The sequence below is a fragment of the Candidatus Rokuibacteriota bacterium genome (genome assembly GCA_030647435.1).
Classification (GTDB): domain Bacteria; phylum Methylomirabilota; class Methylomirabilia; order Rokubacteriales; family CSP1-6; genus AR37.
The window spans coordinates 1-24,376 of the sequence record JAUSJX010000081.1; the positions used below are offsets into that span (position 1 = coordinate 1).

At 69.9% G+C, this 24,376-nt stretch carries 23 protein-coding genes; 16 read left to right on the top strand and 7 right to left on the bottom strand.

All coding sequences use genetic code 11. The features are described 5' to 3' along the window. Positions 1-399: 399 nt before the first annotated feature. From Q7W02_14970 to Q7W02_14980, 3 genes are all read right to left on the bottom strand, one after another. A complete protein-coding gene (locus Q7W02_14970) occupies positions 400-777 on the bottom strand; it encodes a copper resistance protein CopC (protein ID MDO8477468.1) in 378 nt (125 codons plus the stop codon). After that, a complete protein-coding gene (locus tag Q7W02_14975) occupies positions 771-1,736 on the bottom strand; it encodes a hypothetical protein (GenBank protein MDO8477469.1) in 966 nt (321 codons plus the stop codon). Before Q7W02_14975 ends, Q7W02_14970 begins: the two co-directional genes overlap by 7 nt. Before the next feature lie 90 nt (positions 1,737-1,826). Beyond that, positions 1,827-2,222 (bottom strand): hypothetical protein, encoded by a 396-nt coding sequence (locus Q7W02_14980; GenBank protein MDO8477470.1) that lies wholly within the window; start codon positions 2,220-2,222, stop codon positions 1,827-1,829. Between the two features lie 98 nt (positions 2,223-2,320). Between Q7W02_14980 and rimO the strand changes: the two genes are divergently transcribed. The 16 genes from rimO to Q7W02_15060 all read left to right on the top strand — a co-directional run bounded on the left by rimO (position 2,321) and on the right by Q7W02_15060 (position 20,674). Next, the gene (gene rimO / locus Q7W02_14985; GenBank protein ID MDO8477471.1) at positions 2,321-3,631 is read left to right on the top strand and encodes a 30S ribosomal protein S12 methylthiotransferase RimO; all 1,311 of its coding nucleotides are present in this window, start codon (positions 2,321-2,323) and stop codon (positions 3,629-3,631) included. Positions 3,632-3,664: 33 nt separating this feature from the next. Next, entirely contained in the window at positions 3,665-4,099 is a 435-nt protein-coding gene (locus Q7W02_14990) for a phosphatidylglycerophosphatase A (GenBank protein MDO8477472.1), read from the top strand. Beyond that, positions 4,096-5,319: a nicotinamide-nucleotide amidohydrolase family protein gene (locus tag Q7W02_14995; protein MDO8477473.1), complete on the top strand. Its 1,224-nt coding sequence runs from the start codon at positions 4,096-4,098 to the stop codon at positions 5,317-5,319. The genes Q7W02_14990 and Q7W02_14995 overlap by 4 nt, the downstream gene beginning before the upstream one ends. Beyond that, complete coding sequence (thpR, locus tag Q7W02_15000; protein MDO8477474.1) at positions 5,319-5,909, top strand: RNA 2',3'-cyclic phosphodiesterase; 591 nt, start codon at positions 5,319-5,321, stop codon at positions 5,907-5,909. The genes Q7W02_14995 and thpR overlap by 1 nt, the downstream gene beginning before the upstream one ends. A gap of 156 nt (positions 5,910-6,065) precedes the next feature. Continuing rightward, the gene (gene recA / locus Q7W02_15005; GenBank protein ID MDO8477475.1) at positions 6,066-8,195 is read left to right on the top strand and encodes a recombinase RecA; all 2,130 of its coding nucleotides are present in this window, start codon (positions 6,066-6,068) and stop codon (positions 8,193-8,195) included. 8 nt (positions 8,196-8,203) lie between these two features. Continuing rightward, complete coding sequence (locus tag Q7W02_15010) at positions 8,204-9,364, top strand: type IV pilus twitching motility protein PilT (GenBank protein MDO8477476.1); 1,161 nt, start codon at positions 8,204-8,206, stop codon at positions 9,362-9,364. A 2-nt stretch (positions 9,365-9,366) separates the two neighbouring features. Beyond that, positions 9,367-9,906, top strand: a complete 540-nt coding sequence (locus Q7W02_15015; GenBank protein ID MDO8477477.1) for a regulatory protein RecX — start codon at positions 9,367-9,369, stop codon at positions 9,904-9,906. Positions 9,907-9,931: 25 nt separating this feature from the next. Next, the gene (gene alaS, locus Q7W02_15020; GenBank protein ID MDO8477478.1) at positions 9,932-12,613 is read left to right on the top strand and encodes an alanine--tRNA ligase; all 2,682 of its coding nucleotides are present in this window, start codon (positions 9,932-9,934) and stop codon (positions 12,611-12,613) included. A 29-nt stretch (positions 12,614-12,642) separates the two neighbouring features. Continuing rightward, on the top strand, positions 12,643-13,347 hold the full coding sequence (locus tag Q7W02_15025; protein MDO8477479.1) for a response regulator: 705 nt from the start codon (positions 12,643-12,645) through the stop codon (positions 13,345-13,347). Positions 13,348-13,391: 44 nt separating this feature from the next. Continuing rightward, the gene (locus Q7W02_15030; protein ID MDO8477480.1) at positions 13,392-14,066 is read left to right on the top strand and encodes an HAD family hydrolase; all 675 of its coding nucleotides are present in this window, start codon (positions 13,392-13,394) and stop codon (positions 14,064-14,066) included. Then, the gene (locus Q7W02_15035; GenBank protein ID MDO8477481.1) at positions 14,063-14,785 is read left to right on the top strand and encodes an NTP transferase domain-containing protein; all 723 of its coding nucleotides are present in this window, start codon (positions 14,063-14,065) and stop codon (positions 14,783-14,785) included. The genes Q7W02_15030 and Q7W02_15035 overlap by 4 nt, the downstream gene beginning before the upstream one ends. 19 nt (positions 14,786-14,804) lie before the next feature. After that, a complete protein-coding gene (locus Q7W02_15040) occupies positions 14,805-15,644 on the top strand; it encodes a hypothetical protein (GenBank protein MDO8477482.1) in 840 nt (279 codons plus the stop codon). A 5-nt stretch (positions 15,645-15,649) separates the two neighbouring features. Next, entirely contained in the window at positions 15,650-16,984 is a 1,335-nt protein-coding gene (locus tag Q7W02_15045) for an aspartate aminotransferase family protein (GenBank protein ID MDO8477483.1), read from the top strand. Between the two features lies 1 nt (position 16,985). Next, positions 16,986-18,020: a Gfo/Idh/MocA family oxidoreductase gene (locus tag Q7W02_15050; protein ID MDO8477484.1), complete on the top strand. Its 1,035-nt coding sequence runs from the start codon at positions 16,986-16,988 to the stop codon at positions 18,018-18,020. Continuing rightward, positions 18,017-19,099, top strand: coding sequence for a CDP-alcohol phosphatidyltransferase family protein (locus Q7W02_15055; protein ID MDO8477485.1), 1,083 nt, complete (start codon positions 18,017-18,019; stop codon positions 19,097-19,099). The genes Q7W02_15050 and Q7W02_15055 overlap by 4 nt, the downstream gene beginning before the upstream one ends. A gap of 3 nt (positions 19,100-19,102) precedes the next feature. Continuing rightward, positions 19,103-20,674, top strand: a complete 1,572-nt coding sequence (locus Q7W02_15060; GenBank protein ID MDO8477486.1) for a CopD family protein — start codon at positions 19,103-19,105, stop codon at positions 20,672-20,674. Between the two features lie 142 nt (positions 20,675-20,816). On the opposite strand, the gene Q7W02_15065 is transcribed toward Q7W02_15060, so the two are convergent. From Q7W02_15065 to Q7W02_15080, 4 genes are all read right to left on the bottom strand, one after another. Next, a complete protein-coding gene (locus Q7W02_15065) occupies positions 20,817-21,977 on the bottom strand; it encodes a class I SAM-dependent rRNA methyltransferase (protein ID MDO8477487.1) in 1,161 nt (386 codons plus the stop codon). A gap of 155 nt (positions 21,978-22,132) precedes the next feature. Continuing rightward, positions 22,133-22,906, bottom strand: coding sequence for a class I SAM-dependent methyltransferase (locus Q7W02_15070; GenBank protein ID MDO8477488.1), 774 nt, complete (start codon positions 22,904-22,906; stop codon positions 22,133-22,135). 4 nt (positions 22,907-22,910) lie between these two features. Beyond that, entirely contained in the window at positions 22,911-23,768 is an 858-nt protein-coding gene (speB, locus tag Q7W02_15075; GenBank protein ID MDO8477489.1) for an agmatinase, read from the bottom strand. Between the two features lie 66 nt (positions 23,769-23,834). Beyond that, positions 23,835-24,317 carry an arginine decarboxylase, pyruvoyl-dependent gene (locus Q7W02_15080; protein MDO8477490.1) on the bottom strand — a complete coding sequence of 161 codons (483 nt, stop codon included), beginning with the start codon at positions 24,315-24,317 and terminating at the stop codon, positions 23,835-23,837. Between the last annotated feature and the right edge of the window lie 59 nt (positions 24,318-24,376).

Genomic DNA, 24,376 nt, shown 5'->3' on the forward strand with positions numbered 1-24,376 from the left:
GGAATCGTCGGGGCTTCGGCTGGAAGAGGTGGAGTACGGCGGGGCTCTATGACTCGCTCGGGTTGTTTGCAGATTACCGAGTGCGGTACCTGAGCCAGGCCTGAAAGTGCTCCCAGCCGATAGGTCGCATAACCCATGACGCGAAACGACCAGGAAAGCCCGGTGCCGGAAATCGGCACGCCGGGTTTGAGGTGGCGGGGGCTGGAAACGGCTTACGGCGAACCTACACGGGCACGAAGCTGGAAACGGTGGACACAGCCAAGGGGAGCCTACGGAGTTTTGCGCCAGTCCTCGACCCTACTCAAGACCGCCAAGGCGCTCAGGCTGGCGATCCCGCAGTCGCTGCTGGGGCGGGCGGATCAGGTGATCGAGTGACTGAACGAATTGGCTGGGCCGCCGCTACCGGCCCTCGCTCACCCGGAAGGTGAAGTCGCCTTCCGTGACGTGGGTGTCCACCGAGAGCACGCGCCACTTGACGCGGTAGGTGCCGGGCGCGAGCGGCTTGAGCGACACCTGGAGCAGGACCGGGCTCGCCGCGTCCACCCGGGCGGGGCCCCGGTCCACGCGGTCACCGGATTGGTTCACCACCTCGAGGGTGCTGAAGGCGGGCTCGAGCGCCTCGGTAAACCACACCCGCACCTGAGACGGCGCCGCCTTGACGGTGCTGCCCACGCGCGGGTCGGCCCGCTCGAGGAAGGCGTGCCCCCACGCCACGCCCGCCCCGAGCAGGAGCGCCGTCAGAGCGACAGCTGCGCCGAGCTCCCTCACGCTCACCATTTGAAGAGCGGCCGCCCGATCGTCGTGGGGAAGAGATCGTCGAGGAAGAAGTGGATCTGCCCGCGGATGCCCACGTTCTTGCCCGTGCGCTCGTTGATCGGCACGACAGCCTCCAGCCCGAGCTGAAAGTACTTGCCCGCCCAGATGATGCCGGGGTTGACCGTGCCCGTGGTCTTGCCGGCGAACCCGCGGTCGAGCGGGTTGTTGATGTCGATCTCGACCAGCGGGATCAGCCGGTTGATGACGGCCGGCAGCCCGATGTCCTTCACGAAGGACTGAAGATACGGCAGGCTGTACATGACGGCGAAGCCCCAGTGTAAGACGTTGGGGTTCTTCTCGATCTCGACCTCGAGATCGCCGTTGTCGTTGATCACGAAGGTCTTGTTGCCGCTGCGGGTCGGCAGGACGCCCTCGACGACGCCGGTGACCGCGAAGGGCCTGAGCCACCGGAGCGCCTCGGGCAGGTCGCCCATGCCCTTGCCGAAGAGGATGGCGGGCTTGAAGACGTCGAAGGATTCGGCGCCGGCCTTCCTCCTGCCCGTACCGCCCGCCTCCCAGCCGAAGGCTACCGAGAGGATCGCCTCGTGGACGGCGCTGGTGAAGAACTGGTACTTGAGCGACACCTCGAGGTTGCCGAAGCCGCTTTCGGTCCTGCGGTTATCCGCGGGGTCGAGGAGGTTCCATTCCCCCTCGAGCGTCAAGCCGAGGTTGGGGAAGATGCGCTTCGAGAACTCGCCCGAGATGTTGGTGAACTGGCTGGACGGTACGTCGCCCTCCCCGGGCTGCTTGAGGTGCAGGAAGGTCGGCAGCGAGAGCTCGTCGGCGACGAAGGGGTCCTCGATCGTGAGCGTGGACGGGAAGAAGCGCTTGCCGGCCAGGCCGTGCGCGGAAGCGAGCGCGGGCCAGGCGCAGAGGGCCAGCGCGGCGGCTAGCGCGGCCGCTAAGTACGGTGATGCCATGGGTTCCTCCAGTCGCTGAAAGGGAGACTCAGCCGCTGCGCCGAGTCGGGCGGCTGACGTCTGCCGGAGGATCCTTGGCGAAGCGGCGGGTTAGCTGGCGAGCGAGCGGAGGGAGGGAGGCGCTCGTCCGGAGCCGGGCTGTCTCCGGGCCAGGCGCGGCTTATCCTGCTGTCTGGGTGCCACCAGCTCGGCCTCGGCCGGCGAGGGGTCCAGGGCGGGGAGCGCTGCCACCTCGGTTGCGGCGAGGTGCAGCGCGGCGGCCGCCACCGGACAGCTCGGGTCGGGCGCGCCGGCGGGCGCCGGGTCTGGCTCGCCGTGTCCCCGGTCGTGTCCCTGATCGTGCGCGCCGTGCGCGTGGGTCTCCACGGGCGCGGGCAGGTGGTGGACCGAGTGGATCGCGCCCACGAAACCGTTGATCCCCAGCACGAGTGCCGTGGTCAGGAGCGCTACGACGCAGGGCCGGGGCGATCGGAGCAGGCCTGACATTGCCGGTACCATACACCTCTAACCCCCGGCGCCAAAACTTGTTCCGTGGAGCGCACGTTGACTCACCATGACGCCCTGTGGGATCATAAAGTCGCGTCATGAAAGTCCATTTCACCACTCTCGGCTGCCCCAAGAACCAGGTCGACTCCGAGCTGATGCTGGGTATGCTAGCCCGGTCCGGCCACGAGATCACGGATACCGCCGAGACGGCCGACTGCCTCGTCGTCAATACCTGCGCCTTCATCGACCGGGCGCGCGAGGAATCGATCCAGACGATTCTCGAGCTGGCGCGCGTGAAAGAGGCGGGCCGCGCGCGGGCGCTCATCGTGACCGGGTGTCTCACCCAGCGCTACGGCGGCGAGATCCTGAGCGAGATCCCCGAGGTCACGGCCATCCTCGGCACATCCGAGCTCGACCGGATCGTGGATCTCGTCAACCAGGCGGATGGCCGGCAGGACTGGGTCACGAGCGCGCCGCCGGGCTATCTCTACGACTCGAAGACTCCGCGGCTGCTGACGTCGAGGGTACCTTACGCGTACGTGAAGATCGCCGAAGGCTGCGACATGGGCTGCACCTTCTGCGCCATCCCCCAATTCCGGGGCGCGCACAGGAGCCGGAAGCTCCCGGACATCGTGGCCGAGGTCGAGGGGCTCTGCAGGCAGGGCATCCAGGAGGCCATCCTCGTTTCCCAGGACACGCTCGCCTATGGCAGGGAGCTGCCCGGAAACGGCGACATCGGCGATTTGCTCCTCGCGCTCTCTGAGACGCGCATGCCGTGGATCAGGCCCATGTACGTCCACCCAGCGCACGTAAACGATCGCCTGGTGGACAAGTGGCGGCGCGCGCGCGTCGTGCCGTATCTCGACATGCCGGTGCAGCACGGCGACGATGCGATCCTCCGGGCCATGCGCCGCGCCGTCACCGCGCGACGGATGAGAGAGATCGTGGCGCAGTTCCGCGAAGCCATCCCGGGCGTCACGATCCGCACGACGGTCCTCGTGGGCTTTCCCGGCGAGACGGACGCCGCTTTCGACAACCTCCTGTCTTTCGTCGAGGACACGGCCTTCGACCGCCTGGGCGTCTTCACCTACTCGGTCGAGGAGGGCACGCCTGCGGCAACCATGCCTGACCAGGTGCCCGCGGACGTGATGGCGGCGCGCGCGCACCAGGTCCAGGACCTTCAGGATAGCCTCGCCTGGGAGCGTCAGAAGGCGCTCTACGGCACGAAGCAGACCGTCCTGGTGGACGGCGCGAGCGCCGATCCCGCCTTCCCCTTCGAGGGGAGGACGGCGGGACAGGCGCCGGAAATCGACGGCGTCGTCTACCTCCGCGATCCCGAGCTCAGCCCCGGACGCTTCGCAGAGGTCCGCATCGTCGAAGTGGACGGCTACGAGCTCGTGGGGGAATAGCCGATCCGCATCGCGGACCGCCTGGCCTTCGTTATCGCCAGCGGCGCGGGCGCGGGCTACTTCCCCGTTGCGCCCGGCACCGCCGGCAGCCTGGTGGCGGCCGTCGGGCTCTGGCTCATCCCGTTCTCCCGCGTCGGCCTCTGGGCCGCGCTGGCGGCGGTCGTCGTCGTCGGGATCTGGGCCTCGCACCGCGTCGAGGCCGTGCTCGAGCGCAAGGATCCCGGCGTGATCGTCATCGACGAGGTGGCGGGTATGATGGTGGCGGTCCTGCTCCTGCCCCGCACCCTCGGTGTCCTCCTCTGCGCATTCCTCCTCTTCCGGCTCTTCGACATCTGGAAGCCCTTCCCGGCGCGCGAGGTCGAGGCCCTGCGCGGCGGCTTCGGCGTCGTGGCGGACGACCTGATCGCGGGCGTCTACGCCCTCGTGCTGATCATGGGCGCGCGGATGCTCTTCGGAGTGCCTCGGTGAGCCCGGCTCATGTGCTCACGGTGGCGGACGGCGCGGCCGACGACAGGGCGGCCCGTGACGTGGCGCGCGCGCTGGCCGCAGCGGGCACCCTGGTCGCGTCGCGCCAGGTGGTGGACCCGAGCGAGGCGGCGCTCGAGCCCGCGCTGCGCGGACCGCTCGAGGGCGGCGGGCTCACGGTCGTGCTCGCAGAGCCCGGTGGCTCGGCGGGTGAGTTGGTGCCCCGCGTGGTCGCGCGCCTCACTGGCGCGCGGCTCGTCCTCAACGAGCGGCGCCTGGCGCTGCTCGAGGCCTCGTTTGCCCAGCGCGGCCAGGCCATGCCGAGGCGGCTCGACAGGCTCGGACTCTTGCCCAAGGGCGCCCTACTTCTGCCGTCGGCGCCCGACGGCTGGGATGGCTGGTCGCTCGCGGGGAAGAACGGAGTCCTCGTCGTCCTGCCCCTGGGCTCTCCACACCTCGGGAGCATGGTGAGCGACTTTCTCAAGGCGCCGGCCGGACTCGAAGCGGCGGAGGCGCTCGTCCAGCGCGTGCTCCTGACGACCGGACTCGAAGCGGCGGATGCCGAGGCGCGCGTCGGTGCATGGCTCGGCAAGGAGGGCGACGTCACGGTCTCCTGCGTGCCCGTCGAGGGCGACGTCCATGTGCGCCTGCTCGGGCGCGGCGCCACTCGCGCGCTGGCCGAGTCCGCGCTGGCGCCGGTCGAGGCCGAGGTGCGCGCGGCGCTCGGCGCCGACTGCTACGGCCGGGACGACGACCTCCTCGAGGAGGTTGTCGGGCGGCTCCTCTTGGAGCGCGCGTGGACCGTGTCGGTCGCCGAGTCGTGCACGGGCGGCCTCCTCGGCCACCGGCTGACCAATATCGCGGGTTCGTCGCGTTACGTCGAGCGCGGGGTCATCGTTTACTCGAACCGCGCCAAGGAAGACCTCCTCGGCGTCCCCGAGCCGCTCCTGCGCGCCCACGGCGCCGTCAGCGCGCCCGTCGCCCAGGCGATGGCGGCGGGCGTCTGCCGCATCTCGGGCTCGCCCTGCGGCTTGGCCGTCACGGGCATCGCCGGCCCGGACGGCGGCAGCGCGGAGAAGCCGGTCGGCACGGTCTACATCGGCTGCGCGACGCCGGCCGGCGTTGAGACGCGCCGCTGTCGCTTCGCCGGCGACCGCGTGGCCATCAAGTGGCAGTCCTCCCAAGCGGCGCTCGACATGCTTCGCCGCCGGCTGGTGCCCTGATGCCGCGCGCCTTCGTCGCCGTCGTGCTGGACGAGCAGACGAGGCGGACCGTCGCTGCGCAGATCGACCGTCTGCGCCCGCTCTCCAAGACCGTCGCCTGGGTGCCGCCCCACAACCTCCACCTGACGCTCCGATTCCTCGGCGACCAGACAGAGGAGCAGCTGGCGGACGTGGTGCCGGCTCTCGAGGAGGCTGCCTCGGGCGTGCCGACCTTCACGCTGAGTCTCAAGGGGTTGGGCGCCTTCCCCGCCCTCGACCATCCGCGCACCCTCTGGGTCGGTGTCTCCGAGGGCGTGCAGGACGTGCAACGGCTGCAGGCCCGCGTGGCCGAGGCGCTCGAGAGGCGGGGCGTCCCGATCGAAGCGCGCGCCTGGCAGGCGCACGTCACCATCGGCCGCGTCACCGACGAGAAGCGCTGGCGGCGCGAGGGCATGCCGGAGCTCCGCTCGGCGGTGGTGCGCGGGGCCGCCACGCCCTTCGGCTCGATGCCCGTCGCCTCGATCGCGCTCATGCGGAGCGACCTCTACACTTCGGGGGCTCGCTACACGGGCATCGCCTCCGTGCCGCTGTCCTCCGAGTACGACGTCTGACTCCCCGCCGCGTATCGCTTTCGGGACATTGACACGCCGGAAGAGCGCGTCAGGATGGATGTGTCGGACGCGCTGATTGACTTTGGGGTCCACGGGCCCCTACAATGATGAAACTGCTCGTCGAATTGGGCGTTTACGCGCCTCGGAGGAGAACCCATGGCTGAAGTAGCGAAGAGCGATCGGCGGCAGGCCCTCGACCTGGCCATCGCGTCCATCGACCGTCAGTTCGGCAAGGGTGCCATCATGCGCCTGGGCCAGGGGGGCGTGTTCGACGAGATCTCGGTCATCCCGACCGGGGCGCTCTCCCTCGACGTCGCGCTCGGCATCGGCGGCATCCCGCGCGGTCGCGTCACCGAGATCTACGGGCCGGAGTCCTCCGGCAAGACGACGCTGGCGCTGCACATCATCGCGGAAGCCCAGCACATGGGCGGCACGGCCGCCTTCATCGACGCCGAGCACGCCCTCGACCCGAAGTACGCCAAGAACCTCGGCGTCAATACCGACGAGCTCCTGATCTCCCAGCCGGACACCGGGGAGCAGGCGCTCGAGATCGCCGAGACGCTCGTGCGCTCGAACGCCGTGGACGCGATCGTGATCGACTCGGTCGCGGCGCTCGTGCCGCGGGCCGAGCTCGACGGCGACATGGGCGACTCGCTGCCGGGCCTGCAGGCGCGGCTCATGTCCCAGGCGCTCCGCAAGCTCACGGCGGCCATCGCGCGCTCCGGCGGCGCCGTGATCTTCATCAACCAGATCCGCGAAAAAATAGGCGTCATGTTCGGCTGTTTCCACTACACGACGCGAGTCGTCCTGGCCGATGGAAGCACGGAGAAGATCGGCAAGCTGGTGAACCAGCGTCGAGCCGTGGAAGTCCTCTCGTACGATTCCGCCACGGGTCGGATCGAGCCGCGCCGCGTGGTGAACTGGTTCGACAACGGCCGTGTCGATCATTTCCTCCAGTTCGAGGTCGAAGGGGGACGGTCCGGTCGCCGCCATTTTGGAGCCACGGAGAGCCACGTCATCTTCACTCCTAACGGACCGACCGCGGCCGCCGATCTGGAGGTTGGTGATGAGGTGCTCGTCTCGGTACGAGACTACGACCTCACGGCCGGCCAGTGGCAGGTGATCCTCGGCGGCAGCTTCGGGGACGGTTCCCTCCGGAAGGTGGGCACGCACGCGGCGTCGTTCCGGGTAGGGCACAGCGAAGCGCAGAAGGACTATCTGCGCTGGAAACACTCGATGCTGGCGCCGTTCTCGAGTCCCATTCGCCGCACGGGCAATGGGTTCGGCTTTGACACGCTGGCAATTCCGGCGCTCGCCGATCTGCGGAGCCACTACTACGGCACCGGCCGCGAGCGTCTCGCTGCCCAGGCCGTTCTCGACCGGCTCGATACGCGGGGGCTGGCCGTTTGGTACGCCGATGACGGGTCATTCATGGGGTCCTATGCCCGCTGGGGCAAGGGCAAAGCCGTGCTCTACAACACGGCCCTCTCAGCGGAATCCCGCGCTCGTGTGGTGGGTCTCTTTGAGCGCCTCGGTATCGGGCACCCCCGCGATGACGGCCGGGGTTTCTGGCTCTCCTCGGAGCAGACCGCCACATTCCACCGGATGATCGCGCCGTATGTGCATCCCTCGATGGACTTCAAGCTCCATCCGAGCGAGCGAGGCCGGTTCGAGTGGCAGCCCGAGCTCGACGGATCCGTGGCGCCCCTGGCGAATCGTGCCCGCTTGCGCGCAGTGCCGGCCCGTATCCTGAAGCGGTACGTCAAGCCCGCAACCCGTTCGACCCACCGCTTCGATCTGGAAATTGAAGGGAATCACACCTACCTCGTGGACGGCGTGGTCGTGCACAACTCGCCCGAGACGACCACGGGAGGCCGGGCTCTCAAGTTCTACTCGTCCATCCGCCTCGACATCCGGCGGCAGGAGGCGATCAAGAACGGCACCGAGTCGATCGGCGTGCACACCAAGGTCAAGGTCGTGAAGAACAAGCTCGCGCCGCCGTTCCGCGAGGCGGAGTTCGACGTCATCTACGGCGAGGGCATCTCCAAGGAAGGTTCCGTCCTCGATGCCGCGGTCGAGCAGAACCTCGTCGAGAAGTCCGGCACCTGGCACACGTACGGGACAGAGCGGATCGGCCAGGGCCGCGAGAACGCCAAGAAGTACCTCAAGGACAACCCCAAGATTCTGGCGGACCTCGAGGTCAAGGTGCGCGCGGCGCTGGGCCTCAAGCCGGTCGGTGGCGGGCCGGCGCCGGTGCGCGCCGAGCCCCAGAAAGCGGCCAAGTAGGAGCGACCATGGACTTCCACCAGCTCCTGAGCGAGTGCGTGAAGCGCAGCGCCTCCGACCTGCACCTCAAGTCTGGCTCGCGCCCCATCGTGCGCGTGCACGGCCACCTCGAGACGCAGGACGACCTTCCGGCGGTGACGCGCGACTTCATGCGCAAGACGGCCATGACGCTGCTGGGCGAGATCCGCTACAACGCGCTGATGGAGGGCGAGGAGATGGACCTCGCCCACAGCGTCCCGAGCGTCGGGCGCTTCCGCATCAACGTCTTCCTCTGCCAGGGCGACGTGCGCGCCGTGCTCCGCCACATCCCCGAGCGCATCCCGCCCTTCGAGGAGCTGCACCTGCCCAAGGTGCTGGAGCGCCTCTGCCTGGAGCGCCGCGGCATGGTGCTGGTCACCGGCATCACCGGTTCCGGCAAGACCACGACGCTCGCGGCCATGCTCGACTTCATGAACCGGACGCGCAACGACCACATCGTCACCATCGAGGACCCGGTCGAGTTCGTCCACGAGGACAAGAAGTGCGTCATCAGCCAGCGCGAGATCGGGCAGGACTCGACGAGCTTCGCGCAGGCGCTGCGCGCCGCCCTCCGCCAGGACCCGGACATTATCCTCGTCGGCGAGATGCGCGACGCCGAGACGATGGAAGTGGCGCTGCACGCCGCGGAGACGGGCCACCTCGTGCTCTCGACCCTCCACACGCTGAACGCGACCGAGACGATCAACCGCATCATCTCGATCTTCCCGCCGCACCAGGAGGACCAGATCCGCGCCCAGCTCTCCGCCGTCATCCAGGGCGTCGTCTCCCAGCGCCTGGTGGTCCGCGCCGACGGCAAGGGGCGCGTGCCGGCGGTCGAGGTGATGATGATGACCGGTCTCATCCGCGAGTCCATCCGCGAGAGGCTCAAGACGCCGCAGATCCCCACCGTCATCGCGGCGGGCCAGGCGCAGTACGGCATGCAGACCTTCGACCAGTCCCTGCTCGGCCTCTACCGCCAGGAGCTCGTGACGTACGAGACGGCGCGGGACGCCGCGACCAACCCCGACGACTTCGATCTCAAGATCAAGGGCATCTTCTCCACCGGTGAGATGACCTGGGACGCGAGCAGCCCCGGCTTCGTGGGCGCCCCCAGCGTCGGCAGGCTGCCGGGCCCCGCCAAGCGGAACTAGCCGTGGCGTCGCGGGGCCGCCGCCCGGCGCGCGGGCCCCGGGAGCGGCGGGAGCTGGACGCGAAGGCCGCCAAGCTGGCGGCCTTCGACCTTCTCGCCCGCAAGTCCTGGAGCGCCCGCGAGCTGACGAGCCGGCTGAAGCGCCGCGGCGCGCCCGACGAGATCGCGCGTGCGGTGGTCGCCGAGCTCTGCTCCCGAGGCTACGTGGACGACGCCTCGTTCGCGCGCTTCTGGGCCGAGTCGCGCGCGCGCGGGCGGCGCGTCGGCAGCCGCCGTCTCCGCCAGGAGCTTCTCCAGAAGGGCATTCCGCGCGACGTGGCCGCCGCGGCGATCGCCGCCGCCTTCGAGGAGGCGCCCGAGGCTCTGCGGTGCCTCGAGGCGGGACGCCGCCGGCTGCCGGCCCTCCTGCGGGCCGGCCTCCCACGGGCGGCGCCGCGGCTGCGCGACTACCTCGTGCGCCGCGGATACCCCCTAGCGGTCGTCATGCGGACGGTCGCGGCGCTCACCGGGACGCGCCCCGACGGAGACGCACCGTCCGACTGACCCCCGGTATAATGACGCCATGGCCATGACCGGTAGCGAGCTCCGCCAGCGCTTCCTGGAGTACTTCAGCCGCCACGGGCACACCGTGGTGCGCTCGTCGCCCCTCGTGCCCGCCCACGACCCGACGCTCCTCTTCACCAACGCCGGGATGGTCCAGTTCAAGAGCGTGTTCCTGGGCGAGGAGCGGCGGGAGTACAAGCGCGCGGCCACCGTGCAGAAGTGCGTGCGGGCGGGCGGCAAACACAACGACCTGGAGAACGTGGGCCGCACGGCCCGGCACCACACCTTCTTCGAGATGCTGGGCAATTTCTCCTTCGGGGACTACTTCAAGGCCGAGGCCGTGGCCTTCTGCTGGGAGCTCCTGACCGGGGAGCTGGGGCTGCCGAAGGACCGGCTCAAGGCGACCGTCTTCACCGACGACGACGACGCGTTCGCGCTGTGGAAGAAAGTCGCCGGCTTGGGCGACGAGCGCATCCTGCGCCTGGGCGAGAAGGACAATTTCTGGGCCATGGGTGACACCGGCCCCTGCGGGCCGTGCTCCGAGGTGCACTTCCACCAGGGCGACCATTTCCCGTGCCCGGAGGAGCAGGCGGGCCGGACATGCCTGGGCCCGGCCTGCGACTGCGACCGCTGGCTCGAGATCTGGAACCTCGTCTTCATGCAGTTCAACCGGGACGCGTCGGGGAAAATGACGCCCCTGCCCAAGCCCTCGATCGACACGGGCATGGGCCTCGAGCGCCTCGCCGCCGTGATGCAGGGCACGCCGTCCAACTACGACACCGACCTCCTGCGCCCGCTGATCACCCGCGTCGAGCGCCTCGCGTCGAAGCGCTACGGCGCAGATGCCGAGCACGACGTCTCGATGCGGGTCATCGCCGACCACGCGCGCGCGGCCACCTTCCTCATCACCGACGGCGTGACGCCGTCGAACGAGTGGCGCGGCTACGTGCTGCGCCGGATCATGCGCCGGGCCATGCGCCACGGCCGCATGCTCGGGCTCGAGCGGCCCTTCCTCTGGGAGGTGACCTCGACCGTGGTGGAGATTCTGGGCGGAGCGTACCCGGAGATCATCGAGGCCCGCGGGCACGTCGCGGATGCCGTGAAGCAGGAGGAGGAGCGCTTCAGCGAGACGCTCGGCCTCGGCACGGCCAAGATCCACGAGTACCTCGAGGCTCATGCCCACGACCCGCGAAAAGTCGCCGACGGGAAGTTTCTCTTCACGCTCTACGACACCCATGGCTTCCCGACCGATCTCGCGCAGGAGGTCTTCCAGGACGCCGGCTGGTCCGTGCCGCCGGAGGCGATGCAGCAGTTCGAGACCGAGATGGAGGCCCAGCGCGAGCGCGCGCGGGCGGGCGCTTCTTTCGGCGCGGCGGCCGCCGACGGGGACGGCACGGTCGAGATCTATCGCCAGCTCTCGGCGCAGATCGGCAAGCCTGAGTTCCTCGGCTACTCCCAGCTGGCGACGCCCGCGCGGATCCTGGCCCTGGTCGGCGAGGGACGGCGGCTCACCGAGGCGGTGCAGGGCCAGGTCGTCGAGGTCATCCTCGACCGCACGCCCGCCTATGCCGAGTCCGGCGGCCAGATGGGCGATACCGGCGCCATCATGGGGCGCGAGGGGCAGGGGTCCATCGAGGACACGTACTACCGGAGCGGCCATCTGATCGTCCACCGCGTCCGCGTCAACCAGGGGAGGTTGAGGGAAAACGAAGAGGTGGCCGTGTCCGTCGAATCGGCCCGGCGCCAGGGTTTGAAACTCCACCACACGGGGACGCACCTGCTCCACGCGGCGCTCAGGAGGGTCCTCGGCACCCACGTGACGCAGGCGGGTTCGCTGGTCGCGCCCGACCACCTGCGCTTCGACTTCTCCCACGGCGGGCCGCTCAAGGACGGCGAGATCGAGAAGGTCGAGGATCTCGTCAACGAGCACGTCCAGGCCAACATCGTCGTCACGCCCGCCGAGATGGATCTCCAGGCCGCGCTCAAGAGCGGGGCCATGGCGCTGTTCGGCGAGAAGTACGGCGACCGCGTGCGCGTCATCCGCATCGGGGATTTCTCCACCGAGCTCTGCGGCGGCACGCACCTCGAGGCCACCGGCCAGATCGGCCTCTTCAAGGTCGTCTCCGAGGGCGCCGTCGCCTCTGGCGTCCGCCGCATCGAGGCGGTGACGGGCGAGGCCGCGCTGAGACATGTAGGCCGGCAGGAGGCGGCGCTGCGCGAGTCGGCAGGCCTCCTCAGGATCCCGCCGCTCGAGCTGCCGCGGCGCCTCCAGAAGCTCCTCGACGAGCAGAAGCAGCTCGAAAAGCAGGTGCAGCAGCTCGAGGCGCGACTCGCGAAGAACAGGGCGCAGGAGCTGGCTCTAGCCGCGAAGACCGTCGCGGGTGTGACCGTGCTGGCGGCGCGCATCGACGGCCTCGACGCCGAAGGGCTGCGCTCGGTCGTGGATACGCTGCGCGAACGCATGGGTCCGGGCGTGATCTGTCTGGGATCCTTGATGGATGGGAAGGTCGCCTTGGTGGCGTCCGTTTCCAAGGACCTGACGAAACGCATTCAGGCCGGGAAGCTCGTGCAGGAGGTGGCGCCGCTCGTCGGCGGCAAGGGCGGTGGTCGGCCTGACCTGGCGCAGGGCGGCGGCACCGATGCCTCACGGCTCGACGAAGCCTTGGCCCTTGTGCCGGCCTTTATCGAGCGCGCGTACAAGGTCTAGCGACGCTGCTGGAGACAGCCAAACACCGCATGGCTGACACGCGCGGGACCATCCTCATCGTGGACGACGAGCCCGCCACGATCGAGCTGCTCTCCGACTACCTCGGCGGCAAGCGGCTTGCCGTCGCCCGCGCGCACAACCTCGACGAGGCGCTGGCTGAGCTCGACCGGGAGCGCCCCAACGCCGTCCTCATCAGCCTGCGCCTGGGCGAGGCCGATGGGCTCGAGGTGCTCCAACGCATCCGGGAGGTCAACGTGCAGGTGGGGCTCCTCGTCATGGCCGAGCAGGAGGACGCGGGCCGCGCCAAGGAGGCGCTCGCGCTCGGGGCCATGGACTACCTCCTCAAGCCCATCGACTTCGACTATCTGAACCGCGCCATCGAGAAGGCCCTGAGCGTCTCGGCGCCGATGATCGACTACGCGGAGACGCCGCCCGAGCCCGCGGCGGCTCTGACGCCGTCCGGTCTGCTTTACGCGCTTGCCCTCGAAGTCTTCCGGGCGACGCGAGCGTTCTCTCCTGAGGCGCGCGCCTCGGTCGGCACCGGGCTCGAGCAGGCGGCGCTCGCCGCCATGCAGCGAGGTGTCGGCGGCGAGAAGGCCGAGGTCATTCGCGCGCTCAACCAGGTGCGCAACATGATCCGCTTCGCGTTTGACCTGGGCGACATCAGCGCCGAGACGGCCGGGCGTCTCGACGAGCACATGGCGCGGGCGCGCCGGTCCGTGGGGCTGTCGTAGCGCCCGGGCGCGCGCAGTCTTCCGTCCCGACTGGAGAGGACCTCGTGAATTCCGCCGTGCTGTTCGACTTCGGGGGCACGCTCGACGCCGACGGCCTGACGTGGAAGGAGCGCTTCCACCGCCTCTTCGAGGCCGAGGGCGTCGCCGTCGAGCCCGCGCGCTTCGATCCCGTCTTCTACGCGGCCGACGATGCCCTCGTCGGCACCGTGCCGGAGTCCTTCTCGCTCGAGGAGACCGTCCGCCGTGTTGCCGACGGCGTGGCGAAAGCGCTTCGACCGAATGTTCCGGCGCTCGGCTCGCGGGTCGCGGCGCGCTTCCTTGCCGACGCCCGGGCCTGCTTCGAGTCGAACGCGCCGATCCTGGAGCGCCTCGCCCGCCGCTACCGCCTCGGCATCGTGTCCAACTTCTATGGCAATCTCGCGACGGTGTGCGATAATGCGCAGGTTCGGCGGTACTTTGGCGTCATCATAGACTCGGCGCGGGTGGGGATCAGCAAGCCGGACCCGCGCATTTTCATGAAAGCTTTAGACGCGCTGGGGATCGAGCCGGGCCGCACGGTCATGGTTGGCGACTCACTGGCCCGCGACATGGCGGGAGCGCGCGCGGCCGGCATGGCCCACATCTGGCTCACGCCGGCCCCAGAGCGGCAGGGACGGCCGTGCTGCCCGGGCGACCGCGTGATCCAGTCGCTGCGCGACCTGGAGGGAATACTGCCGTGACATTGGATCCGGGCCTCTCTGGGTCGCCGGGCCTATCGGGCGGCATCATCGCCGCGGGCGAGGGCAGCCGCCTGAGGCAAGCCGGCTGGGCCGTGCCCAAGCCCATGGTAGAGGTGGCGGGCGTGCCGCTGATCGAGTCGGCGATCCGGAACTTCGTCGCCGCGGGCATCACGCGGCTGTCGATCATCGTCAACGAGCAGGAGCGCGACTGCGCGGCGTGGGTCCGCGGCCGGTTCCCCGAGCTCGACCTCCGGCTGACCGTGAAGACGACCGCCTCGTCGCTCGAGAGCTTCCGCGAGGTCGCCGGCGGTCCCGGCGCGGGGCGCATGCTGGTCTCGACGGTGGACGCCTGGTGCCGCGCGGCGGACTTTCGGCGCTTCGTGGAGGCGGCGCTCCGCCGGCCGCGCGAGGCGACGGTACTGGCGGTGACGCCGCTCGTAGCCGACGAGAAACCGCTGGGAGCGGTCGTGGACGCCCTAGGCCGCATCACCGCGCTCGGCGTCGAGTCGCCCGCGCTCGTGACGGCCGGTGTGTACCTCCTGTCGGAGCGGGTGCGGCGCATCGAGCCGCCCGTCGGCCTCGGCAGGCTGCGGGAGCACCTGGCCTGGCTCCTGGAGTCAGGCGAGCCGATGTACGGGGACGTGATCGAGACCGTCGTGGACGTGGATCGAGCCGAGGACGTGGCGCTGGCCGAAGCGCTGGCGGCGCGGGCCTCGTGAGCGGACCGGGAGGAAGTGCGTGAACGATTCTCATTGCTGGGGCATCTTCCGCGAGGAGGCGCACTCGCCGGGGCGGGAGAGCGACGACACCGAGATCCTGCGCCTGACCGCGAAGGGTCTCGAGGCCAAGGGGTTCCAGGTCGACCTGAAGACGCCTGACGAGCTGGGTGTCGTCACCGACACCAGGCCGCGCGGCATGTTCCTCATGTGCGAGCAGCCCGGGGCGCTCCAGGCGGTCACGGCGCTGGAGGTCTCCGGGGTTCGCGCGGTCAACAGCCCGGCCGCCGTGCTCAACACCTATCGCGAGCGCATGATCGCGCAGTTCGCGGAAGCGCGCGTGCCGTTCATCGCGAGCCGGCTCGTGACGACGTCGGACGAGCGCATCGCCGCGCCGCGGTCGCTGTGGGTCAAGCGCGCCGACGTCCACAACACCCAGGAGGGCGACGTCGTCTATGCCGCGGACGCGGCGGCCGCCGCGCTCGCGCTCGAGGGGCTCGCGGCGCGCGGCATCCCGCGCGCCGTCCTCCAGCCCCACGTGGACGGCGACTTGATTAAGTTCTACGGCATCGGTCCCGGCGGCGGCGCCCACGGCGAGCCGCCCTGGTTCCGGTGGTTCTACCACAAGGACCAGCAGCTCAGCGGCCACGCCTTCGACCAGCGCGCGCTCGCGCGCCTCGTGCGCCAGGCGGCCGGCGCGCTCGGCCTCGAGATCTACGGCGGCGACTGCATCGCGACCGCTTCGGGCGAGCTCGTCCTGATCGACCTCAACGCGTGGCCGAGCTTCGCGCTCTTCCGCGAGGAGGCCGCCTCCGCCATCGCCGCGTACCTCTCGGTGCGCTTCACGGGGAGGCCGCGGTGAGCGGGATGCGCGAGCCCGGGCCGCGGGAGCCAGGGCCGCGATCCAAGGAGATCGTCGAGCGCGAGCGGCGCCACGCCGCCGCCGGCGGGCAGGGCTTCGCGCTCTACGCGGGGCTCGCCATGGCGCGCGGCCAGGGGTGCACGCTCGTGGACGAGGACGGCCAGGAGTACATCGACTTCATCGCGGGCGTCGCCGTGGGCTCCGTCGGTCACTGCCACCCGCACTACGTCGAGGCGCTCAAGAACCAGGTCGAGAAGCTCACCTTCGGCAGCTTCACGACCGAGGCGCGCGCGCGCTTCCTCGAGCTGGTCGCCTCCGTGACGCCCGAGGGGCTGACGCGCATCCAGATGTTCTCGGGCGGCGCTGAGGCTGTCGAGGCGGCGTTGAGACTCGCCAAAGTTGCCACGGGCAAGGACGAGGTCATCGGCTTCTGGGGCGGCTTCCACGGCAAGACCGGCGGCGTGCTGGGTCTCCTCGGCAGCGACTTCAAGCACCACCTGGGTCCCTTCATGCCGGGCCAGTACTCGACGCCGTATGCCGACTGCTACCGCTGCCCGCTCAAGCTCACGTATCCCGACTGCGGCATCGCCTGCGCCGAGTTCGTTGGCGACGTGATCCGCTACCAGACGGGCGGCGAGATCGCGGCCATCATCGTCGAGCCGATGCAGGGCACGGCCGGGAACATCATCCCGCCCGAGGGTTTCCTGCGCGCCATTCAGCAGATCGCCAAGGATGCAGGCGCGCTCCTGATCGCGGACGAGATGATCACGGGCTTTGGGCGAACGGGCCTCATGTGGGGCTCGGAGCACGACCGGGTCGTGCCCGACATCATGACCGTCGGCAAGGGCGTGGGCGGCGGCTTCCCGCTGTCCGCCGTCATCTCCACGGATGACCTGACGAGCCGGAAGCCCTGGTCCAACCCGTCCGCCAGCTCGTCCTCGTACGGCGCCAACCCGCTCGCCTCAGCGGCGGGGCTGGCGGCGCTCGAGATCATTCTCAAGGAAGACCTCGTCAAGAACGCCGACCGCGTGGGCGCCGTCATGCTCACCCGGCTCGAGGCGATGAAGGAGAAGTACCGGTGCGTGGGCGAGGTGCGCGGCCGCGGCCTGATGCTGGGCATGGAGCTGGTCAAGGACCGCCGCACCAAGGAGCCGCTCGGCAAGGACGTGACGCAGGCGCTCTACAAGGAGTGCCTCAGGCGCGGGCTTGCCGCGATGACGTATTCACCGACGGTGCGCATCAACCCGCCGCTGATCATCCGCGAAGAGGCCGCGCTCAACGGGCTCGCCATCCTCGACGAGGCCCTGGGGACGATAGTCAGGGAGCACCGGCTCCAGTAGCATGCTGCGCGGCGCCGTCATCGGGCTCGGCAATGTCGCCATCTACGGGCATCTGCCCGGGTGGCTCGGCCGCCCGGACGTTCGGATCGCGGCCGCCGCCGACTCCCGTCCCGCCCAGCGCGCCCTGTGCGAGGCGCGGCTTCCCGGCGCGCGCTGGTACGACTCGCCCGAAGATCTCCTGGCCGGCGAGCCGCTCGACTTCGTGGACATCTCCACCCCTCCCTCGAGCCACGCGCCCCTTATCGTCAGTGCCCTCGAGCGGGGCCTGCACGTGCTGTGCGAGAAGCCGCTCGTGAGTTCGCCCGCTGATCTGCGCCGCGTCACCCTAGCGGCCCGCTCGGCCGGCCGCGTGCTGCACACCGTGCACAACTGGCACCACGCGCCCATCCTCTCACTGACCGCCGACCTCATCCGCGAGGGCGAGATCGGTCGGGTGCGGCGCATTGTCTGGGAGACGCTGCGGGTGAGACCGGCAGCGGGCGGCAGTATCAACTGGCGGGTGGACCCCGCGGTGGCCGGCGGCGGCGTCCTCACCGACCACGGCTGGCACGTCTTCTACGTCCTGCCGGCCTGGGTCGGCGCGCGGCCGACAAGCGTCGGCGCGCGGCTCGAGACGCGGCGCCACACGGCTTTCGCCGTCGAGGACACGGCGTCGGTGCGGCTCGAGTTTGCCGACGCGAGCGCCGAGATTCTCCTGACCTGGGCCGCGGAGGAGCGGCGCAACCGGGTCGAGGTGGACGGCACGGAGGGGAGGATCGAGCTCCGCGACGACACGCTCGTGCTCACCGGCAAGGGTGGCGAGCGGCGCTGGTCGGGGCTGCCGGCGCTGTCGGACGGCTCGCATCATCCCGATTGGTTCCACAAGGTGGCGGGCCGCTTCATTGGGGCGGTGTCAGGAGGCGAGGGGCACGCGGACACCAACCTCGCGGAGGCGGCGCTCTGCTGCGAGATCGAGTACCTGGCTCGCGAGTCGAGCAGGCGGGGCGGAGCGCAGATACCGCTCAGCCGGGCGCCCCTCGCGGGGTCGCGTCTGTGACGGAGAGCCTTCTCGTGGTCGTGGATGCCGGCGTGGCGCCCGACATCACTCCCGAGACGATGGTGGCGGGGCTGCCGCTCGGGCGGCGCCTCTTGCTCGCCGGGGCGCGCGCGGGACTCGCCTCCGCCCCGTCCTCGGAGCCGGGACGCCGGCGTGTGATCCTCGTACCGTCCAACGTCATCCCGCAGCCGCGGTGGCTGCGGGCCCTGGCCGCCATGCCGCTCCAGCCCGAGACGCTCTGGGTGGATCCCGCGCAGGTCGCCGTGGTGGACACCGACGATCCGAAGCCGGTGCTCGACGCCGCCGGCCGCGCGGCGAGCGCGGCCGAGTGCGTCGCCGCCCTCAAAGGCCGGTTCGCGACGATCGAGGGGACCGCGGATCACAGGGGCCGCTTCGCGGTTCGCACGGCCGGCGACCTGCGCCGCGCCGAGTCGTGGCTGCTGCGCGGTCTCATCAAGGACTCCGAGGGCTTCATGTCCCGCCACGTCGAGCGGCTGGTCTCGCTCGCGCTGACGCGGCGCCTCGTCTGGACCTCGGTCACCCCGAACGCGATGACGCTCGTCTCGCTCGCCATCGGCCTGGCGGCGGCGCCGTTCTTCCTCTCCTCGACCCCCGGCTGGCAGCTCGCGGGCGCGCTCCTCTTCCTCCTGCACTCGATCCTGGACGGCTGCGACGGCGAGATCGCGCGGCTGAAATTCCTCGAATCCGCGGGCGGGGCGGCGCTGGATTTCTGGGGCGACAACAGCGTCCACGTGGCGGTCTTCGGCTGCATGGCTGTCGGCTGGAGCCTCTCCGCGCATTCGCCATGGCCGCTCTGCGTGGGAGCGGTCGCCGTCGCCAGCACGCTCGCCGCCGCGTTCGTCGTCGCGCCCCACATGGTCTCGGCGTTCGCGACGGCGGGGTCGCGCTCGGCGGGGGCCAAGACGGCCGACGCGCTCGCCAACCGCGACTTCATCTACCTGATCGTGGCGTTGTCGGTCTTCGGCAAGGCGGGGTGGTTCATCGTCTTCGTCGCGATCGGCACGCCGATCTTCGTGCTCGTGCGGCTCTGGGCCGACCGGCCGCAGGGGAGAGCCTAGCCCGTGGCCGGGTTCATCGACGTCCTGCTCCGGGGGCTGGCCCTCTGCGGCCAGGCCGCCGCCATCGGAGGCGTGCTGTTCGCGCTGCTCGTCCTCAAGCCCGCCGCGCGCCGGCGCCCCGAGCTCTCCGCGCTGCTGGGCCGCCTCCTGCTCCTCGTCGTCGCGGGCGCAGTCGCCGTCACGGCAGGACAGCTTCTGGCGCTGACGGTCCAGCAGGTGGTGTTGGCGGGCGGGCAGGCGTGGCCCATCCGCGAGGTGCTCGGCACGGCCTACTTCCAGGCGAGCGCGCTCCGCGTGCTGACCTGCATTGCGCTCATCGTGGGCGCGCTTCGGCTCAGGCGGCGCCCCGACGCGCCCGGGTGGTGGCCCGCGATGGTGGCGCTGACCGTGGCGTTGGCCGCCACGGCAGCGGGGATCAGCCATGCGGCCGCGCGCCTCGAGCACGGCGGCGTCTTGTTTCTCCTGGACGCCGTGCACCAGTATGCCGCGTCAGTCTGGGTGGGAGGCCTCATGCATCTCACGGCCATGGCCTACGGGCGCGGCGGCGATGCGTGGCCGGCGCTCCTGCTCAAGCGCTTCTCGTCGATGGCGCTCTGCTCGGTGGTGGCGCTCGTCGCGGGGGGCGTCGGGTTGACGGTCTACTACGTGGACGGCTTCTCGGCTTTCACCGGGACGGCCTACGGCATGATGGTCGGCACCAAGATGACGATCCTGGCGCTCATCCTCGTGCTGGGCGCGCTCAACTTCTTCGTGGTGCGACGGCTGCCGTCGGCCGACCCCGTCTCGCTGCTGCGTCTCCGCCGCTTCGTGGAGGTCGAGCTGGGGCTCGGCGTCACCGTGCTCTTCGCCGCGGCCTCCCTGACGTCGCTGCCGCCCGCTGTGGACGTGGTCAATGACCGCGCCACGTTCGCCGAGGTCGCCCACGTGTTCACGCCCCGCGTGCCGTCCTTTACCTCGTCCAAGCTCGAGGACATGCCGCTGACCGACCGCGAGGCCCCGCGGACCGACGCGGACCGGCAGTGGAGCGAGTACAACCACCACGTGGCCGGGCTGATCGTCCTGATCATGGGCATCCTCGCCATCCTCTACCGCACGGGCTGGGCGCCGTGGGCGCGGCACTGGCCGCTCGTCTTCTTCGCGCTGGCGGCTTTCCTGCTGGTGCGCAACGATCCGGGCTCCTGGCCATTGGGTCCGCAAGGTTTCTGGGCGGGCATGCTCTTCACGGAGGTGCTCCAGCACCGGATCTTCGTGCTTCTCGTGCTGGGCTTCGGCACCTTCGAGTGGATGGTGCGCACGGGGCGTATCCGCTCGCCCCGCGCCGCCCTGGTCTTCCCCATCCTCTGCTCGGTGGGCGGCGCCCTTCTCCTCACGCACTCTCACGCCTCGCTGAACCTCAAGGCGGAGTACCTGATCGAAGTAACGCACATGCCCCTGGGCGGGATCGCCATGCTCGTGGGCTGGGGGCGCTGGCTCGAGCTGCGGCTCCAGCCCGGGGAGACGGCCCTGCCCGGGCGCGTCTGGTCGATCGGCTTGGCGATGGTCGGCGTGCTTCTTCTGCTTTACCGCGAGAGCTAGCCGGCCGCCGATAAGGGCCCATCTGCTTCGTTGGCGCCCTCGGCCGCAGGCTCAACGTAGCAGGGCTACGCCTCGCCTGCGACCTTCGAGCGCCGCCTCGCATCTGGACCCTTCTCGACGCCCTCCACCTCGGACAAAGACTTCAGACCGCTTCGAGGAGTAGTCCCTTCAGGTAGCGGGATTCTGGGACGGTCAATAGGACGGGGTGGTCGCGGCTCTGGGACAGCGTGCGCAGCACCCGCACGTTGACGCCCGCATCGCCGGCGGCCTCGCGGCAGATCTCCTCGAAGAGCCCCGGCGTGATGTGGTGCGAGCAGGAGAAGGTCGCCAGCACCCCGCCGGGCTCGAGCAGCCTGAGACCCCGGATGTTGATCTCCTTGTAGCCGCGCGCCGCCGCCTCGATCGCGTCCTTCCGACGCGTGAAGGGCGGAGGATCGAGGACGACCACGCCGAAGCGCTCGCCTGCCGCCTCGAGACCCCGCAGGAGGTCGAAGGCATTGCCCTCCCTGAGCTCCGCCCGGGCCGTCGCGCCGTTCAGCTCCAGATTCCGTCGCGCCAGCGCGAGAGCGGCGGCCGACGAATCGAGCAGGAGCGCCTGGGTAGCGCCCGAGCGAAGCGCGTGGCAGGCGAAGCCGCCCGAGAAGCAGAAGGCGTCGAGCACGCGCCGCCCGTCGGCATGCCGAGCTACGAGGGCGCGGTTCTCGGCCTGGTCGAGGTAGAGGCCGGTCTTGTGGCCCGCGCCGGGGGTGACGCCGAAGCGGCAGTCACCCTCGGTGACCACGAGCTCTTGCCCTGCCGGATCCTGGCGGGCGTCGAAGCCCTCGAGGTGTGCCGCCGTCGGCTCGTCGAGCCGGTGGATGCTCCCGTCGGGGAATTGCCGCCAAAGGGCTGCCAAGATCCAGCCCTCCGCCTTGAACATCCCGAGCGTCAGGCACTGGACCACGCTCACGGGGCCGTAACGGTCCACCACGAGACCGGGCAGCCCGTCCGCCTCGCTCCAGCAGAGGCGATAGGCATCGGAGACCAGGCCTGCCGTCCGGCGGTACTCCCAGGCGGCCTCGAGCCGGCGCCTGAAGAACGCGGCGTCAATGGCCTCGTCACGCCTCGTGAGGAGGCGACAGCAGAGCGACGGGCGGGGATTGTAGAAGCCCTGGCCGAGGTAGCGGCCGCCGGCATCCACCACCTCGACGGCCTCGCCGGCCTGCGAGAAGCCCTTGAGGTCGGCGACCTGCGTCCGGTAGATCCAGGGGTGGCCGGCGTTGACTCGATGCTCGGCGCCGCGCTTGAGAATGAGCCTGGCCATAGTGGTCTAGACGCTCCCCCTCACTGTTTCAGCCCTCGCCTCACCGCTCGAGGCGAGCGTTTCAGCTCGAACTCCGGCCCTCTCCCCCAGAGGGAGCGAGGGTTTCAATTCTCCCTCTCCCCGCTGGGGAGAGGGCCGGGGTGAGGGGAAACTCCTCAGAGCTTTCTCAGGACGACGACCATCAGGAGCGGGTGGTGGGCCCGGTCGAGCTTGAGGTGGGGCCTGAAGCCGTAGAACCATTCGACCAGGTCAAAGCCTCCCGCCAATGCGACCAGCGCCCGGAGCTCCTGCGGAAAGACCATGCGGGAGGCGTGACGCTGGCGGTAGACGTGCCGGCGGCCGTCCTCGTGCGCCTCGAGCTCCATGTCCTCGTAGAACGTCTGGGTCACCGGGTTGAGGTCTTTGAGGGCCTCGAATGTCGCGCGCACCGTCGCCCGCCCGCGCCGCCTCGTCCAGGACCAGCGCCGCGCCGGGTCGGTCCACGACGAGCACATGTAGCGGTCGAAGACGTAGAGTCCGCCCTTGCGGACGGCCTTGGCCACGCAGCGGAGATGGGCCAGGATGGCCTCGTTCGTGAGCAGGTGCCCTTGCGAGTCCTGCATGCAGATGGCGGCGTCCACGGGGCGGGGCAGCGTGAAGCGGGTCATGTCCGCCACGTGGAGACCTACGTCGAGGCCCTCCTCCGCCGCCCGCTCCCGGAGGAAGGCGATATTCTCGGGCGACAGGTCGAGGCCCGACATGCGGTAGCCGCGCCGGCCGAGCCTGATCAGGTGCGGGCCCGTGCCGCAGGCGATGTCGAGCACGGTCTTCACGGGGCGCCTCGCATAGCGGCGGAAGCAGTGGGCGAGGAAGTCCACCTCCTGCTTCCGGTTCATGTCGAACGCGATCTCGTAGTAGCGCGGCGCCGAGTACTGACCCTTCTGGCTCACGGCCTCATTTTCCCCACCAGGTGAGAATCGCCTCGCGGAGAATCCAGGAGGCGGTGATGCCCGTCCGCCCCGACGGGTCAAAGACGTGGGCGACCTCCATGAGATCGGTGCCCACGACCGTGCAGGGCTCGAGCAGCCGGACGATCTCGACCAGCTCAGAGGCCCTGAGCCCGCAGGGCTCGGGAGCGCCTGTCCCGGGCGCCTCCGATGGGTCGAGCACGTCCACGTCTATCGTGACGTAGAGCGGGTGCCGGCTGAGCTCGGGCACGAGGCTTCGGACGGCCTCGACCGGGTGGATGGCGTGCGCCGGGTAGAGGTGCGGCGCCCGGCGCCGGTACTCCTCGCGGGCACCCGTCCGCATGCCCACCTGGTAGACCCGCTCGGGCTCGACGACGTCCATCACGCGGGCCATGGCTGAGGCGTAATTGTAGCGCTCGCCGAGGAACTCTTCTCTCAAGTCGGGATGGGCGTCCAGCTGGAGGATGCGAAGGTCGGGGATGGCCGGAGCCAGGATCTCGATCACGGGCAAGGTCGCCGTGTGGTCGCCGCCCAGCATGACGGGCAGGAGGCCCGGCCGCCAGAAGCCGCGCACCTCCTCGCGGGCCCTCTGCAGCTGCTCCCGGGGGCTCCCAGAGCCCAGCTCGCAATCTCCCAGGTCGGCCATGCCGAGATCTTCCAGATCCCGATCGAGGGCGGGCGAGTAGGTCTCGATGGAGTCCGAGGCGATCCTGAGATCCCGGGGGCCGTGGTCGGCGCCGGTGCGGAGGTTGACGGAGCCTTCGAAGGGGATGCCGAAGAGGACGATACGGGCGTCCGGGTAGGGCGCCCGGCACGCGATGAAGCGTGGGTCGGCTGGCGTCACGTGGGTAGCTCGCCTCGGACGGCGGGGCCCCAGCCCCGCGACGTCCTGCAGTTCGCAGTTCCCGAACTAAACGACGTCGTCGTCGGAGAGCAGCGTCACGGCCGCCAGGGCGCAGCCCGTGCGCTCGACGCGGTGCTCGACGGCGCAGACCTTCATGTCGCGGATCGTCCAGCCGCGGCTCTTGAACGACTCCTCCAGCATGTGGACGATGGCCCGTTCGGCCTCTTCCCGGGTGGCCTTGTCGTGAAATTCCATGATCACGCCGTTGGCCTTGGGGTCGGCGGGGCGGGCCCAGCCGACCGCGGCGGCGACCACTTCGCCGGGCACTTCGCTGGTCATGGCGGCGTAGGCCGTGGGCACGACCGCGCCGGGCCGGAGCCGGGGCAGGTCCACAATCGCGGCCTCGGGCGGCAGGATGGAGGAGACCTTCACGAGGTTGATGTTGCCGATGCCCGCCGCCAGGAGGGCGTTGTCGAAGGCGTTGAGCGGGGTCGTTCCCTCAGCGCTTCCGGACGTCGTGGCTGCCTTGGTCACCGGTTTCCAGCCCATTTCTCCTCCTCGCCTCCTTGGTTGAAGTGAAACGCCGCGGAAATTTTTCTTCGCCCATG

Excerpts from the sequence above, each read along its gene's own strand:
- Q7W02_14970 (MDO8477468.1), bottom strand. The coding sequence starts at position 777 with ATGGTGAGCGTGAGGGAGCTCGGCGCAGCTGTCGCTCTGACGGCGCTC.
- Q7W02_14975 (MDO8477469.1), bottom strand. The coding sequence starts at position 1,736 with ATGGCATCACCGTACTTAGCGGCCGCGCTAGCCGCCGCGCTGGCCCTC.
- Q7W02_14980 (MDO8477470.1), bottom strand. The coding sequence starts at position 2,222 with ATGTCAGGCCTGCTCCGATCGCCCCGGCCCTGCGTCGTAGCGCTCCTG.
- rimO (MDO8477471.1), top strand. The coding sequence starts at position 2,321 with ATGAAAGTCCATTTCACCACTCTCGGCTGCCCCAAGAACCAGGTCGAC.
- thpR (MDO8477474.1), top strand. The coding sequence starts at position 5,319 with ATGCCGCGCGCCTTCGTCGCCGTCGTGCTGGACGAGCAGACGAGGCGG.
- recA (MDO8477475.1), top strand. The coding sequence starts at position 6,066 with ATGGCTGAAGTAGCGAAGAGCGATCGGCGGCAGGCCCTCGACCTGGCC.
- Q7W02_15010 (MDO8477476.1), top strand. The coding sequence starts at position 8,204 with ATGGACTTCCACCAGCTCCTGAGCGAGTGCGTGAAGCGCAGCGCCTCC.
- alaS (MDO8477478.1), top strand. The coding sequence starts at position 9,932 with ATGACCGGTAGCGAGCTCCGCCAGCGCTTCCTGGAGTACTTCAGCCGC.
- Q7W02_15025 (MDO8477479.1), top strand. The coding sequence starts at position 12,643 with ATGGCTGACACGCGCGGGACCATCCTCATCGTGGACGACGAGCCCGCC.
- Q7W02_15045 (MDO8477483.1), top strand. The coding sequence starts at position 15,650 with ATGCGCGAGCCCGGGCCGCGGGAGCCAGGGCCGCGATCCAAGGAGATC.
- Q7W02_15050 (MDO8477484.1), top strand. The coding sequence starts at position 16,986 with ATGCTGCGCGGCGCCGTCATCGGGCTCGGCAATGTCGCCATCTACGGG.
- Q7W02_15065 (MDO8477487.1), bottom strand. The coding sequence starts at position 21,977 with ATGGCCAGGCTCATTCTCAAGCGCGGCGCCGAGCATCGAGTCAACGCC.
- Q7W02_15080 (MDO8477490.1), bottom strand. The coding sequence starts at position 24,317 with ATGGGCTGGAAACCGGTGACCAAGGCAGCCACGACGTCCGGAAGCGCT.